At 69.1% G+C, this 13,207-nt stretch carries 14 protein-coding genes; 8 read left to right on the top strand and 6 right to left on the bottom strand.

The window, feature by feature from the left end; all coding sequences use genetic code 11:
- The first annotated feature begins 27 nt into the window (after window positions 1-27).
- Complete coding sequence (locus AB0L45_RS06505; RefSeq protein ID WP_365836757.1) at window positions 28-1,149, top strand: NAD(P)/FAD-dependent oxidoreductase; 1,122 nt, start codon at window positions 28-30, stop codon at window positions 1,147-1,149.
- A 368-nt stretch (window positions 1,150-1,517) separates the two neighbouring features.
- Here the strand turns inward: AB0L45_RS06505 and AB0L45_RS06500 are convergent, their stop codons facing one another.
- A complete protein-coding gene (locus tag AB0L45_RS06500) occupies window positions 1,518-2,114 on the bottom strand; it encodes a TetR/AcrR family transcriptional regulator (RefSeq protein ID WP_365836755.1) in 597 nt (198 codons plus the stop codon).
- Window positions 2,115-2,262: 148 nt separating this feature from the next.
- On the opposite strand from AB0L45_RS06500, the gene AB0L45_RS06495 reads away from it, so the two are divergent.
- Entirely contained in the window at window positions 2,263-2,688 is a 426-nt protein-coding gene (locus AB0L45_RS06495; protein ID WP_365836753.1) for a RidA family protein, read from the top strand.
- A gap of 59 nt (window positions 2,689-2,747) precedes the next feature.
- Entirely contained in the window at window positions 2,748-3,845 is a 1,098-nt protein-coding gene (locus tag AB0L45_RS06490) for an alkene reductase (protein ID WP_365836751.1), read from the top strand.
- A 290-nt stretch (window positions 3,846-4,135) separates the two neighbouring features.
- Here the strand turns inward: AB0L45_RS06490 and dnaB are convergent, their stop codons facing one another.
- The gene (dnaB, locus tag AB0L45_RS06485) at window positions 4,136-5,611 is read right to left on the bottom strand and encodes a replicative DNA helicase (RefSeq protein ID WP_031007727.1); all 1,476 of its coding nucleotides are present in this window, start codon (window positions 5,609-5,611) and stop codon (window positions 4,136-4,138) included.
- Window positions 5,612-6,076: 465 nt separating this feature from the next.
- Between dnaB and AB0L45_RS06480 the strand changes: the two genes are divergently transcribed.
- The gene (locus AB0L45_RS06480) at window positions 6,077-7,414 is read left to right on the top strand and encodes an MATE family efflux transporter (protein ID WP_365836749.1); all 1,338 of its coding nucleotides are present in this window, start codon (window positions 6,077-6,079) and stop codon (window positions 7,412-7,414) included.
- A 38-nt stretch (window positions 7,415-7,452) separates the two neighbouring features.
- A complete protein-coding gene (locus tag AB0L45_RS06475) occupies window positions 7,453-8,331 on the top strand; it encodes a trypsin-like serine protease (protein WP_365836747.1) in 879 nt (292 codons plus the stop codon).
- Between the two features lie 163 nt (window positions 8,332-8,494).
- Here AB0L45_RS06475 and rplI read toward each other — a convergent pair whose 3' ends face one another.
- The 4 genes from rplI to rpsF all read right to left on the bottom strand — a co-directional run bounded on the left by rplI (window position 8,495) and on the right by rpsF (window position 10,259).
- Complete coding sequence (gene rplI, locus AB0L45_RS06470) at window positions 8,495-8,941, bottom strand: 50S ribosomal protein L9 (RefSeq protein WP_030017088.1); 447 nt, start codon at window positions 8,939-8,941, stop codon at window positions 8,495-8,497.
- Between the two features lie 18 nt (window positions 8,942-8,959).
- Window positions 8,960-9,196 carry a 30S ribosomal protein S18 gene (gene rpsR / locus AB0L45_RS06465; RefSeq protein WP_003978893.1) on the bottom strand — a complete coding sequence of 79 codons (237 nt, stop codon included), beginning with the start codon at window positions 9,194-9,196 and terminating at the stop codon, window positions 8,960-8,962.
- A 106-nt stretch (window positions 9,197-9,302) separates the two neighbouring features.
- On the bottom strand, window positions 9,303-9,890 hold the full coding sequence (locus AB0L45_RS06460) for a single-stranded DNA-binding protein (protein ID WP_361153065.1): 588 nt from the start codon (window positions 9,888-9,890) through the stop codon (window positions 9,303-9,305).
- 78 nt (window positions 9,891-9,968) lie between these two features.
- On the bottom strand, window positions 9,969-10,259 hold the full coding sequence (gene rpsF / locus AB0L45_RS06455; protein WP_003978891.1) for a 30S ribosomal protein S6: 291 nt from the start codon (window positions 10,257-10,259) through the stop codon (window positions 9,969-9,971).
- Between the two features lie 230 nt (window positions 10,260-10,489).
- On the opposite strand from rpsF, the gene AB0L45_RS06450 reads away from it, so the two are divergent.
- The 3 genes from AB0L45_RS06450 to AB0L45_RS06440 all read left to right on the top strand — a co-directional run bounded on the left by AB0L45_RS06450 (window position 10,490) and on the right by AB0L45_RS06440 (window position 13,135).
- Window positions 10,490-10,807, top strand: coding sequence for a hypothetical protein (locus AB0L45_RS06450; RefSeq protein ID WP_365836743.1), 318 nt, complete (start codon window positions 10,490-10,492; stop codon window positions 10,805-10,807).
- A gap of 120 nt (window positions 10,808-10,927) precedes the next feature.
- Window positions 10,928-12,046 carry a peptidoglycan bridge formation glycyltransferase FemA/FemB family protein gene (locus AB0L45_RS06445; protein ID WP_365836741.1) on the top strand — a complete coding sequence of 373 codons (1,119 nt, stop codon included), beginning with the start codon at window positions 10,928-10,930 and terminating at the stop codon, window positions 12,044-12,046.
- 57 nt (window positions 12,047-12,103) lie between these two features.
- Window positions 12,104-13,135 carry an alanine racemase gene (locus AB0L45_RS06440; protein WP_365836739.1) on the top strand — a complete coding sequence of 344 codons (1,032 nt, stop codon included), beginning with the start codon at window positions 12,104-12,106 and terminating at the stop codon, window positions 13,133-13,135.
- Window positions 13,136-13,207 lie beyond the last annotated feature (72 nt).

Below are 13,207 nucleotides of genomic sequence, written 5' to 3'. Positions count from 1 at the left end.
GCAGGGATGCGACACGCAAGGAGCCCTGTGAACACTCCTGTCACGATCATCGGCGCCGGCCTCGGCGGCCTCATGCTGGCCCGCGTCCTGCACGTCCACGACATCCCGGCCACGGTCTACGAGGCGGAACCCTCCCCGACGGCGCGTTCGCAGGGCGGGATGCTCGACATCCACGGTCACAACGGCCAACTCGCCCTCCAGGCGGCCGGCCTGACGGACGCGTTCCACGCCCTCGTCCTGGAGGGCCGCCAGGCGATACGACTCCTCGACCGGAACGGGACGGTCCTGTTCGACAAAGCCGACGACGGCACGGGCCAGAGCCCCGAAGTACAGCGCGGCGAGCTACGCCGCATGCTCCTGGACGCACTCCCCGCCGGCACCGTCCGATGGGGCCACAAGGCCACCGGCGTCCGCGCCCTCGGTGCGGGCCGCCACCAGGTGAGCTTCGCAGGCGGCACCACCGTCGTCACCGGACTCCTGGTCGGCGCCGACGGCGCCTGGTCACGCGTACGGCCGCTGCTCTCCGACGCCACACCCGAGTACGTCGGCCGGTCCGTCGTCGAGACCCGCCTGTACGACGCGGACGCCCGGCACCCGGCCACCGCGAAGGCGGTCGGCGGCGGGACGCTCGTCGCGCTCGACCAGGCGGAGACCGGAAAGTGGTTCGTGGCCCACCGGGAGAAGGGCGGAACCCTCCACACCTACACGATGCTCTCCAAACCACAGGCATGGTTCGCCGGCATCGACTTCACCGACACCGCCGCGGCCACCGCGCGCATCGCGCAGGAACTCGACGGTTGGGCCCCGGAACTCACCACCCTGATCACCGCAAGCGACACCACACCGGTCCTGCGCGCCCTCCACGCCCTGCCGGTCGGGCACCGCTGGGAACGGGTACCGGGAGTGACCCTGCTCGGCGACGCCGCCCACCTTTCACCCCCCAACGGCGAAGGCGCCAACCTGGCCATGCTGGACGGCGCCGAACTCGGCAAGGCCCTCGCCACACACACAGACGACATCGAGACCGCCCTCGCCACGTACGAGCAAGCACTGTTCCCCCGCGGCGCCGAAGCCGCCGCCACAGTCGGCCACGACCCCACGCCACAGGACCTGATCAACTTCTTCGCCCAGGACGGGCACACCGAGTGAACCACTCGTGGTGCGCCCCGGCGGCATGCATCCGACCATGGCCGTCTCGCTACTACTAGCCTGCGTGCTCGCTTGCCCTGCGTGCTTACGTACTTGCCTGACCGACCGCGACAAACCCTGTAGGTTCTCGCGGCTCTGTCAGAAGCTGCTCTACTGACCTGGGGCTTCTCCCGCAGTCTCACGACGTGTCGGAAGCTGGAGCCTCAACCGCGTGTCGGATTCTTGGCCGCCTGCGTGCACGGACGTGAACAACGAGCTCCTGACCTAGGCTGTCCTGTGACAGCACTTCGCCCCGCCGTGGCGGCGGGGCGAAGCATCCAGAACCGGATGAGCCGACAGCGTCCAACGAGTGGCCGCGCGCCGGCCGTTCACCCCCCGCCCGGCCGGGGCCGCAGGCCGAGCAGGATGTCCTGGATGAGATCGGCGCTGCGCCTGACTGCGTCGTCGCCGAAGCCCAGGAAGTGCCGGTAGTGAATCGGCGCGTAGAAGAGGTCGACCATCACGTCGGTGGGCACGTCGGAGCGGAGCTGCCCGGCGGCGACGGCGGAATCCAGGCGGGCCCGGCACTCCGCGATGCTGGGCTCAAGGATCGTTTCGCGGAACGCCTTCATCAGCGCCGGGTCGTTCTGGGCCTCGCTCATGACGCCCTTGAACGCCTCGCTGATCCTGCCGGTGACCAGCCGCTGGCTCACCGCAGTGATTTGGGTCGTGAGGTCGGCGGCGATGTCACCGGTGTCGGGGAAGGCGAAGTCGTCGCCGAGCTCCTCGTTCATCGCCTCCAGCACCACCGCGCCCTTGGAACGCCACCACCGGTAGATCGTGGGCTTGCCCACGCCGGCCTGGGCGGCGATGGCCTCGATGGTCACCTTCGCGAAGCCTCTGCGGCTCACCAGGTCGAACGCCGCGTCGAGGATCGCCCGGCGGGCACGCTCGCTGCGCCGTTCACTGTTCGGATCGGGGGTCATGGTCCTCACTCTAACCCTCGCGTGACGTTACGTTTCGTTTTGACAAGCCGCTCGTAGATGACTTACCTTCCGACGACGTTACGGAACGTTTCGTAACGCAGCCGTGCGGGGGCCAGTGTGCAGGTCACCGCCGAGACAGGGGAGGGGCATGTCCACCAACGAGAGCGCGGCCGCCGTGGGGCGCGTCGAGAAGATCGCCACCACACCGGACTGGTACGCGCCGTACCGGATATCGCAGGCCGTCCGGGCCGGGGGCTTCGTATACGTGTCAGGGCAAGCAGGTTTCGAGGAGGACGGAACGACCGTCGAGGGCGGTTTCCTGGCGCAGGGCCGGCAGGCGTTCAAGAACGTCGGACGGGTGCTGGAGGCGGCCGGCCTAGGCTTCGCGGACGTGATCAAGGTCGGCATCTTCGTACGGGACATGGCGGCGAACCTCCCGCACGTGATCACCCTGCGCGGCGAGTTCCTGACCGAGCCCTATCCCGCCGACACCCTCGTCGAGGTCGTCTCGCTGGCTCAGCCCGACTGGCAGATCGAGGTCGAGGTCATCGCGCTGGACCGGCGCGCCGCATGAACGCCGAGACCGTGACGGGACGGGCGCGGGACGCGGAAGCACCGGCAGAGGGTGCGGCAATGCGGGAGCTGCTGGAGCCGTACCGGGCAGGGCGGCTGGAGCTGGCGAACCGGGTGGCGATGGCCCCGATGACGCGGGGCCGGGCCGACGATGTGACGGGGGTTCCGAGCCCGCACGCGGCGACGTACTACCGGCAGCGCGCCGGAGCCGGACTGCTGATCACGGAGGGCGTGTACGTCAACGCGCTCGCCAAGGGCGGCCCCGGCATCCCGGGGCTGGTGACCGACGCACAGGCGCGTGGCTGGCGAGAGGTGACGGACGCGGTGCACGCCGAGGGCGGCACGATCTTCGCCCAGCTGTGGCACGTGGGCCGAATGACCCACCCACTGACGCTGCCGGACGGCGAGCTGCCGGTGGCCCCGTCGGCCGTCGCCATCGAGGGGAAGCCCATCTTCACCCGGGACGGGCTGCTCGACCACGTGACCCCGCGTGAGCTGACGGCCGGTGAGATCACCCAGATCGTGCGGGACTTCGCGTCCGCAGCCCGGCGTGCGATCGAGGCGGGCTTCGACGGCGTGGAGATCCACGGCGCGAACGGCTACCTCATCCAGCAGTTCATCGCCGACAACACCAACCTGCGCACGGACGAGTACGGCGGATCGGTCACCGGCCGCCTGCGGTTCGCGACGGAGGTCGTCGAGGCGGTCGTCACCGAGGTTGGCGCGGACCGCGTGGGCCTGCGCATCTCGCCGGACAACGCCGAGAACCAGCTCGCCGAGGCCGATGCGCGCACCACGTACCGTGCGCTGGTCGACGCACTGGACCCGCTGGGCCTGGCCTATCTGCACGTACTGGAGAACGGCGCGTACAGAGCCATCGCGGACCTGCGGACGCGCTGGTCGGGAACGCTCGTCGCCAACACGAACGGTCCCGCGCCGAGCAACCCCGGCGCGGGGGCGCAGCTGGTGCGGGACGGCCACGCGGACGTGGTCGCCTTCGGCCGCCTGTTCATGACGAACCCGGATCTGCCCGCCCGCCTTGCCAACGGCACCCCGCTCGCGGGGCCGCCGACGGAGAACCTGTACGGGGGCGGGGCGGAGGGATACATCGATTACCCGGCCGCGACAGACGCCCCCGAGGCCCCGGCAGCCGCATAAGTCGCCCCGCCCCACAGGGATGCCGTTGGCCAATCCGGGCCTGATTGCCTCGCCCCGCCGCTATGCGGCGGGGCGAGGTGCTGGCAGAGGGCTGGTGCGGGTACGGGCCCGGGATCCCGAAATCGGCAAGTTCGCGGGAACTTGTGGCTTCGGCATGAGATGTGATGAGAACCCGACATCTTCGTCGAGACAGGACATGGGCCGTATCACGGCTGGTGCCGCATCCGACAGCCATCCGACATCAGCCGTGAAAATCCGACACGAGCCGCCGGAACCCACGAACTCGCTGATCAGGTCTGCGCCATGTCGACAAACCGCGAGTAGTGGCCCTGGAACGCCACAGTGATCGTCGCCGTCGGGCCGTTACGGTGCTTCGCCACGATCAGGTCGGCCTCACCGGCGCGCGGGGACTCCTTCTCGTACGCGTCCTCGCGGTGGAGCAGGATGACCATGTCCGCGTCCTGCTCGATGGAGCCCGACTCGCGGAGGTCCGAGACCATCGGCTTCTTGTCCGTACGCTGCTCGGGACCACGGTTGAGCTGCGAGAGCGCGATGACCGGGAGCTCCAGCTCCTTGGCCAGCAGCTTGAGGTTTCGGGACATGTCCGAGACCTCCTGCTGGCGGCTCTCGGCGCGCTTCGAGCCGCCGGACTGCATCAGCTGGAGGTAGTCGATCACGACCAGCTTGAGTTCGTTGCGCTGCTTGAGGCGGCGGCACTTGGCTCGGATCTCCATCATCGACAGGTTCGGCGAGTCGTCGATGTAGAGGGGGGCGGCCGACACGTCCGGCATCCGCCGGGCCAGCCGGGTCCAGTCCTCGTCCGTCATGGATCCGGACCGCATGTGGTGCAGGGCCACCCGCGCCTCGGCGGACAGCAGACGCATCGCGATCTCGTTGCGGCCCATTTCGAGCGAGAAGATCACGCTCGGCAGATTGCTCTTGATGGAGCACGCGCGGGCGAAGTCCAGCGCGAGGGTGGACTTACCCATGGCGGGACGGGCCGCGATGACGATCATCTGGCCGGGGTGCAGGCCGTTGGTCAGGGAGTCCAGGTCGGTGAAGCCGGTGGGTACGCCGGTCATCTGGCCCTGGCGGGAGCCGATCGCCTCGATCTCGTCGAGTGCGCCTTCCATGATGTCGCCGAGCGGGAGGTAGTCCTCGCTGGTGCGCTGTTCGGTGACGGCGTAGATCTCCGCCTGGGCACTGTTGACGATCTCGTCGACGTCGCCGTCGGCCGCGTACCCCATCTGTGTGATGCGGGTACCGGCCTCGACGAGCCGGCGCAGGACCGCCCGCTCGTGGACGATCTCGGCGTAGTACTCCGCGTTGGCCGCCGTCGGCACGGACTGGACCAGGGTGTGCAGATATGAGGCGCCACCCACCCGGGCGATCTCGCCGCGCTTGGTCAGCTCGGCCGCGATCGTGATCGGGTCGGCCGGCTCGCCCTTGGCGTACAGGTCGAGGATCGCCTGGTAGATCAGTTCGTGGGCCGGCCGGTAGAAGTCGTGGCCCTTGAGGACCTCGACGACGTCCGCGATGGCGTCCTTGGACAGCAGCATGCCGCCGAGCACGGACTGTTCGGCGTCCAGGTCCTGGGGCGGTACGCGCTCGAAGCCGCCGGAGGACCAGCCGCCCTCCTCGTCACCGCCGCGATCGCGGCGGTCGTCACGGCCACGGCCCTTGCCCTCACCTCGACGGGAGCGCGCGGCAGGCAACCGGTCGCTGGGGCCGGCGTCCGCCCAGGGGTCTTCCACGGGCTCGGGCATGCTCACCCCGGCACCTCCTCCCGTCCGCGGCGCGGACCTTGCTGTGCTCCTCTTTCTTACGGCACAGCACTGACAAATCGAGACGCCCGGCTCCGGTTACGGCGCGTCGAGTTCGGATGGGTTCTCAGGCCGGATCAGGGGCCAGGCGCCGGACTACGGTAGGCCCGCCGGGACCGTCCGCCAATCTGGTTATCCACAGGCCATGTGGACGAGGGCCCCGTTCCTGTGGAGAAGTGCGCCGATCCTGTGCACGGCACGGGGGACACCGCTGTGGACAAACACACAATCAGTCGGCCGTGACCCATCTGACCTGCGGCTTTGTCATCCATAGGCTGTGGGGGAGAAAAACTTCGGCAACCTGTTCATGATCGGGCCAAACGGCACGGAGGAGAACGCTCCGCCCGCCGTGGAGTAACGACCAGTATGCAGTTGTGCCACTTACCTGTGGAAGATTAGATTGGCAGCATGACACAGGCCCCCGCGACACCGCGGCGTACCGACCGCCGCCACGACCGCGAGATCATCTCGCTCGCTCTGCCCGCCTTCGGCGCGCTCGTCGCGGAACCGCTCTTCGTCATGGTCGACAGCGCCGTCATCGGCCACCTCGGCACCCGGCAGCTCGCCGGGCTCGGTGTCGCCGCCCCGCTGCTGACGACCGCGGTCTCGGTCTTCGTCTTCCTCGCGTACGCCACCACCGCCGCCGTCGCCCGACGGGTCGGCGCCGGCGACCGCTCCGCCGCCATCCGGCAGGGCATGGACGGCATCTGGCTCGCCCTGCTGCTCGGTGCCGCGGTACTCGCCGTGGTCCTGCCCACCGCGCCCTGGCTCGTCGACATCTTCGGCGCCTCCGCCACCGCCGCCCCGTACGCCATCACCTACCTGCGCATCAGCGCGCTGGGCATTCCGGCCATGCTCATGGTGCTGGCGGCCACCGGCGTACTGCGCGGGCTCCAGGACACCCGGACACCGCTGTACGTCGCCATCGGCGGTTTCTCCGTCAACGCGGCACTCAACGTCGGTCTGGTCTACGGCGCCGGGCTCGGCATCGCCGGCTCCGCCTGGGGCACGGTCATCGCCCAGTGCGGCATGGCCGCCGTCTACCTGACCGTCGTGGTGCGAGGTGCCCGCCGGCACGGCGCCTCACTACGGCCCGACGCCGCCGGCATCCGCGCCTGCGCCCAGGCGGGGGTGCCGCTGCTGGTCCGTACGCTCTCCCTGCGCGCCGTCCTGATGATCGCCACCGCCGTCGCGGCCCGCCTCGGCGACGCCGACGTGGCCGCCCACCAGATCGTCACCACCCTGTGGTCGCTGCTGGCCTTCGCTCTGGACGCCATCGCCATCGCAGGTCAGGCCATCATCGGCCGCTACCTGGGCGCCGACGACGTGGCGGGCGCCAAGGCCGCCTGCCGCCGCATGGTGCAGTGGGGCATCGCCTCCGGCGTGGTGCTCGGCCTGCTCGTCGTGCTCACCCGGCCGCTGTTCATGCCGCTGTTCACCGATGACCCTGCCGTGAAGCACGCGCTGCTGCCCGCGCTCCTGGTCGTCGCCCTCACCCAACCGGTCGCCGGCATCGTCTTCATCCTCGACGGCGTCCTCATGGGCGCCGGCGACGGCCCCTACCTGGCCTGGGCGATGCTGGTGACACTGGCCCTCTTCGCCCCCGCCGCGCTGCTGGTGCCGGTCGTCGGTGGCGGCCTCACCGCCCTGTGGTGGGCGATGGCTCTGATGATGACCGTGCGGATGCTGACATTGTGGGCGCGCACCCGGTCGGGCCGTTGGATTGTGACCGGAGCCTCGCGTTGAACCTCCCCTAAACGGGGGCCCCGTGTTGATAATGACGTGTGCGCCCGCTTGCCAGGAAGATCGTCCTGCCCCTGACGCTGACCGTCATCGGGGCAGGCGTCATAGTGGGCTATTCCTCCCAGGAAGCCGACACCAGCAGCCGCAGCAACGCCACCCTCAGAAGCAGCTACGGCAAGTCGGGTGAGTCCGGTCAGGACCCCCAGGATCAGGACCCGTCCGCCACAGGGCCGGCCGACGACGGCAGCGCGTACACCCCGCGCAGCACCGAGCAGAACGCCCGGGTGGGCGCGATCTTCGAGAAGGACGATTCCGGCGACCATTTCTGCACCGCCAGCGTCGTGCAGAGCCCCGGCCGGAACATGCTGATCACCGCGGCCCACTGCGCTTTCGACGCCGAGACCGGTGAGGCCGTCAACGACCTCGTCTTCGCGCCGGACTACCGCGACGGCAAGGAGCCGACCGGCCTGTGGAAGGTCGAGAAGGTCGTCGTCGACGAGCGCTGGGCCAAGTCCCAGGACGAGGACATGGACGTCGCCTTCCTCGTTCTGGGCAGCAAGGACGGCAAGCAGATCCAGGACGTGCTGGGCGGCAACACCCTCGGCATCGACCCGGGCTTCGACAATGAAGTCAAGATCACCGGCTACCCCACCAGCAGCGAGACGCCGATCTCCTGCCACAACCGCGCCACGCGGTTCAGTGACACCCAGATGCGCGTCCAGTGCACCGACTTCGCGGGCGGTACCAGCGGCAGCCCCTGGCTCGCCGATTACGACCCCAAGAGCCACACCGGGACCGTGATCGGCGTCCTGGGCGGGCACCAGGGCGGTGGCGACGAGGACGACGTCTCGTACGCCGCGTACTTCGGTGACGCGGTCGCCGACCTCTACAAGCGGGCCCAGGACGAGGACGAGAGCTGATCGGAAGGCGGGAGCCGAACGCCTGGGCGGCTGCCTTCTCCGGCTGATGCTGGGTGGCCTTCCAGCGCACAAGCTCGCTGCGTCGCCGCTCCCCGGACACACGAAAAGGGCCGCACCCCGTTTCCGGAGCGCGGCCCTTCCGCGTGCTGCGGTGTCGCTGCTATCAGGCGGCGACGACCTCGACGCCCAGCTTCGCGACAACGTCGCTGTGCAGGCGCACGGACACCTGGTGCGCGCCCAGGGTCTTGATCGGCGAGCCGAGCTCGACGCGGCGCTTGTCCACGTCGGGGCCGCCCGCGGCCTTGATCGCCGAGGCGACGTCGGCCGGCGTGACGGAGCCGAACAGGCGGCCGGCGTCGCCGGCACGGACGGCCAGCTTCACCTTGACGCCCTCGAGCTGGCCCTTGATCTCGTTGGCCTGCTCGACCGAGGCGATCTCGCGGATCTTGCGACCGCGACGGATCTGCTCGACGTCCTTCTCGCCACCCTTGGTCCAGCGGATCGCGAAACCACGCGGGACCAGGTAGTTACGGGCGTAACCGTCGCGGACGTCGACGACGTCGCCGGCGGTGCCGAGGCCGGAGACCTCGTGGGTGAGGATGATCTTCATGTGTCGGTCACCCTTCCCTTATCGCGCAGTGGAGGTGTAGGGCAGCAGCGCCATCTCACGGCTGTTCTTCACGGCCGTGGCGACGTCACGCTGGTGCTGGGTGCAGTTGCCGGTCACCCGGCGGGCACGGATCTTGCCGCGGTCGGAGATGAACTTCCGCAGCAGGTTCGTGTCCTTGTAGTCGACGTAGGAGATCTTCTCCTTGCAGAACACGCAAACCTTCTTCTTAGGCTTGCGAGCAGGCGGCTTCGCCATTGTCTCTCTCCAGTGAGTTCAAGAAGTTTGTGCTGACGCCCTCAGGCCCCCGGCCGTTTCACGCTGTTTCACGTGAAACAGCGTGCGTACGTGCCGGACATCGGGCCTAGAAGGGCGGCTCGTCCGAGTAGCCGCCGCCGGAGCCGCCGCCCCAGCCACCGCCGCCACCCTGCTGGCCGCCGCCTGCAGGGGCACCGGTCGCCCACGGGTCGTCGGCGGGAGCACCGCCGCCGCCCTGCTGGCCGCCGCCGGGGCCGCCGCCCCAGCCGCCGCCACCCTGGCCACCGCCCTGCGGGCCGCCGCCGAAGCCGCCGCCCTGGCCACCGCGGCCCGAGGTCTTGGTGACCTTGGCCGTGGCATTGCGCAAGCTGGCGCCGACCTCGTCGACGTCGAGCTCGTAGACCGTGCGCTTGACGCCCTCCCGGTCCTCGTACGACCGCTGCTTCAGGCGGCCCTGCACGATCACGCGGGTGCCCCGCGTGAGGGACTCGGCGACGTTCTCCGCCGCCTGACGCCACACCGAGCAGGTCAGGAACAGGCTCTCGCCGTCCTTCCACTCATTGGTCTGGCGGTCGAAGGTGCGGGGGGTGGACGCGACGCGGAACTTCGCGACCGCCGCACCGGACGGGGTGAAGCGCAGCTCGGGGTCGTCGACAAGATTGCCGACGACCGTGATGACGGTCTCGCCTGCCATTAGGGGAACCTCTCGGCGGGTGTGCTGCTGGCTGCTGGTGTTGCTACTCGAACCCGGTTACCGCTGACGCTGATGCGTTCAGTGGGTCTCGGGACGGAGGACCTTGGTCCGGAGGACCGACTCGTTCAGGTTCATCTGACGGTCGAGTTCCTTGACGACCGCAGGCTCGGCCTGCAGGTCGATGACCGAGTAGATGCCCTCGGGCTTCTTGTTGATCTCGTACGAGAGACGACGACGGCCCCAGGTGTCGACCTTCTCGACCTTTCCGTTGCCCTCACGGACGACGGAGAGGAAGTTCTCGATCAGCGGGGAGACAGCGCGCTCCTCGAGATCGGGGTCGAGGATGACCATCACCTCGTAGTGACGCATGTAGAACCCACCTCCTTTGGACTCAGCGGCCACGGTCGTTCCGTGGCAGGAGGGTCGTGATGCGTTCCGCGCCCGGCCCGGCCAGGAGACCTGGGCAGACGTGGGCGCAGACTGTACAGAGTACCCGCCTCCGGGCTTCCGGTTGAAATCCGGCCGCTGATCCCCCCAATCTGGAACACAACGGGTGTGAGCGGCGTTACAGTTCGCCGCCCTGTCATCGGAGGTGCCGCATGGCACAAGCAGTCCGGCCGCAGCACGGCCTTCTCTCCCTTCTGAACAGCGACGGCAAGGCTCATCCCGTCGAGAACACCCTCGTCGCCGTGACGCTGGTGTTCGGCGCGATCGCCTTCATCACCGCCCACTTCCACCACCTTCACCTGCTGAGTTCCTGGACGGGACTGATCGGCATCGGCACCGGCGCATGGGGACAGTTCATCTCCGCGACCACCGGCGAGCGCTTCCTGCTGATCATCGGCCTCGGAGCCGCGGCGGTCGGCTTCTTCCTCGGCATGGCGCACGGTGGCCTCTTCGGCGGGCTGCTCGGCTAGCCAGGGCGGCGGGGGCTCCACCCCCCTTCACCCAAACGGGGCGCTCCTTTGTCGCAGTAGGCTTCGGCGCGAGAGCCGGAGCCCCGACCCTGGGGACAAACCTGCCGAGGAGCGCCCCGCATGAGCCTGACCCTGAGGACCATCAGCCGAGAGCAGCATCTGGCATACATCCAGAGCCTGCCTTCGGCGAGCCACATGCAGGTGCCTGCCTGGGCCGATGTGAAGTCCGAATGGCGCGCGGAGAACCTGGGCTGGTTCGACAAGACCGGTCAGCTGGTCGGCGTGGGCCTGGTCCTCTACCGCCAGCTGCCCAAGATCAAGCGGTACCTCGCGTACCTGCCCGAGGGGCCGGTCATCAACTGGTTCGCACCGAACCTGGAGGACTGGCTCAAGCCGATGCTGGCGCACCTGAAGCAGCAGGGCGCCTTCTCGGTGAAGATGGGCCCGCCCGTGATCATCCGGCGCTGGGACTCCGCCGCGATCAAGTCCGGGATCCAGGACCCGGACGTCAAGCGGCTGCGGGACGTCGAGCCCACCCACATCGAGCCGCGCGCCTTCGAGGTGTCCGACAAGCTGCGCCGGATGGGCTGGCAGCAGGGCGAGGACGGCGGGGCCGGCTTCGGTGACGTGCAGCCCCGGTACGTCTTCCAGGTGCCGCTGGAGAACCGCTCGCTGGAGGATGTCCACAAGGGCTTCAACCAGCTGTGGCGCCGCAACATCAAGAAGGCCGAGAAGGCCGGCGTCGAGGTCGTCCAGGGCCGCTACGAGGACCTCGCCGAGTGGCAGCGCCTGTACGAGATCACCGCGGTGCGCGACCACTTCCGGCCGCGGCCGCTCAGCTACTTCCAGCGGATGTGGGCAGCCCTCAACACCGAGGACCCCAACCGCATGCGGCTGTACTTCGCCCGGCACAACGGCGTGAACCTCTCCGCGGCGACGATGCTGGTGGTCGGCGGCCACGTCTGGTACTCCTACGGTGCCTCGGACAACATCGGCCGGGAGTTCCGGCCGTCCAACGCCATGCAGTGGCGGATGCTGCGCGACGCCTACGCACTGGGCGCCACCGTCTACGACCTGCGCGGCATCAGCGACTCGCTCGACGAGAACGACCACCTCTTCGGCCTCATCCAGTTCAAGGTGGGCACGGGCGGGCAGGCAGCCGAGTACCTGGGCGAGTGGGACTTCCCGCTCAACAAGCTCCTGCACAAGGCGCTCGACATCTACATGTCGCGTCGCTGACCGTCACACCCCCTGTTCGACCGCATCGCAGCCACGAGAAAGGTTCCGGGCCCGGCCATGGCGCTCACCCTCTACGTCGACACCGCGCGCTGGCGGGCACACCAGCAGAGCGTTCTGCAGCAGTTCCCCGGGCTCGTCCCGGTCTGCAAAGGCAACGGTTACGGCTTCGGCCACGAGCGCCTCGCCGAGGAGACGGCCCTGCTCGGTGCCGACCTCCTGGCCGTAGGGACGACGTACGAAGCGGCCCGCATGAAGGACTACTTCAGCGGTGACCTGCTCGTGCTGACCCCCTTCCGGCACGGTGAGGAACCGGTTCCGCTGCCGGACCGCGCCATCCGCTCGGTCTCCTCGGTCGAGGGCGTGGGCGGCTTGGTGGGCGCCCGGGTGGTCATCGAGGTCATGAGCAGCATGAAGCGTCACGGCGTGCTGCCCGAGGACCTGCCCAAGCTGGCCGCGGCCATAGAGGACGTACGGCTGGAGGGCTTCGCCCTCCACCTGCCGCTGGACCGCACCGACGGCTCCGACGCGGTGGAGGAGGTCATCGGCTGGATGGACCGGCTGCGGGCCAACCGCCTGCCGCTGCACACGATGTTCGTCAGCCACCTCAAGGCCGACGAGCTGCACCGTCTCCAGCAGCAGTTCCCGCAGACGCGCTTTCGCGCGCGGATCGGTACGCGCCTGTGGCTCGGCGACCACGAGGCCACCGAGTACCGCGGCTCGGTCCTGGACGTCACCCGGGTCGGCAAGGGCGACCGCTTCGGCTACCGCCAGCAGAAGGCCGCCTCGGACGGCTACCTGGTCGTGGTGGCCGGCGGCACGTCGCACGGGGTGGGCCTGGAGTCGCCCAAGGCGCTGCACGGCGTGATGCCCCGCGCCAAGGGCGTGGCCCGCGCGGGTCTGGCGACCGTCAACCGCAACCTCTCGCCGTACGTGTGGGCCGGCAAGCAGCGCTGGTTCGCGGAGCCCCCGCACATGCAGGTCTCCATCCTCTTCGTACCGGGAGACGCCCCGGAGCCCCAGGTCGGCGAGGAACTGGTGGCACACCTGCGGCACACCACGACGCAGTACGACCGCCTCGTGGACCGCTGAGCCACGCTCGCTCCCACAGCGAAGGGCCCGGGGCCGCAGACCTGATCTGCGGCCCCGGGCCCTTTCCGTGCT

The sequence above is a fragment of the Streptomyces sp. NPDC052496 genome (genome assembly GCF_040679095.1).
Lineage (GTDB): Bacteria > Actinomycetota > Actinomycetes > Streptomycetales > Streptomycetaceae > Streptomyces.
Note: the sequence above shows the minus strand (reverse complement) of the source record. Positions and strands in the feature narration are given on the sequence as shown.

Bases quoted from the DNA above. Each gene is read 5' to 3' on its own strand.
- AB0L45_RS06500 (WP_365836755.1), bottom strand. From the start codon at position 2,114: ATGACCCCCGATCCGAACAGTGAACGGCGCAGCGAGCGTGCCCGCCGG.
- AB0L45_RS06495 (WP_365836753.1), top strand. From the start codon at position 2,263: ATGTCCACCAACGAGAGCGCGGCCGCCGTGGGGCGCGTCGAGAAGATC.
- AB0L45_RS06490 (WP_365836751.1), top strand. From the start codon at position 2,748: ATGCGGGAGCTGCTGGAGCCGTACCGGGCAGGGCGGCTGGAGCTGGCG.
- dnaB (WP_031007727.1), bottom strand. From the start codon at position 5,611: ATGCCCGAGCCCGTGGAAGACCCCTGGGCGGACGCCGGCCCCAGCGAC.
- AB0L45_RS06480 (WP_365836749.1), top strand. From the start codon at position 6,077: ATGACACAGGCCCCCGCGACACCGCGGCGTACCGACCGCCGCCACGAC.
- rplI (WP_030017088.1), bottom strand. From the start codon at position 8,941: ATGAAGATCATCCTCACCCACGAGGTCTCCGGCCTCGGCACCGCCGGC.
- rpsR (WP_003978893.1), bottom strand. From the start codon at position 9,196: ATGGCGAAGCCGCCTGCTCGCAAGCCTAAGAAGAAGGTTTGCGTGTTC.
- AB0L45_RS06460 (WP_361153065.1), bottom strand. From the start codon at position 9,890: ATGGCAGGCGAGACCGTCATCACGGTCGTCGGCAATCTTGTCGACGAC.
- rpsF (WP_003978891.1), bottom strand. From the start codon at position 10,259: ATGCGTCACTACGAGGTGATGGTCATCCTCGACCCCGATCTCGAGGAG.
- AB0L45_RS06450 (WP_365836743.1), top strand. From the start codon at position 10,490: ATGGCACAAGCAGTCCGGCCGCAGCACGGCCTTCTCTCCCTTCTGAAC.
- AB0L45_RS06445 (WP_365836741.1), top strand. From the start codon at position 10,928: ATGAGCCTGACCCTGAGGACCATCAGCCGAGAGCAGCATCTGGCATAC.
- AB0L45_RS06440 (WP_365836739.1), top strand. From the start codon at position 12,104: ATGGCGCTCACCCTCTACGTCGACACCGCGCGCTGGCGGGCACACCAG.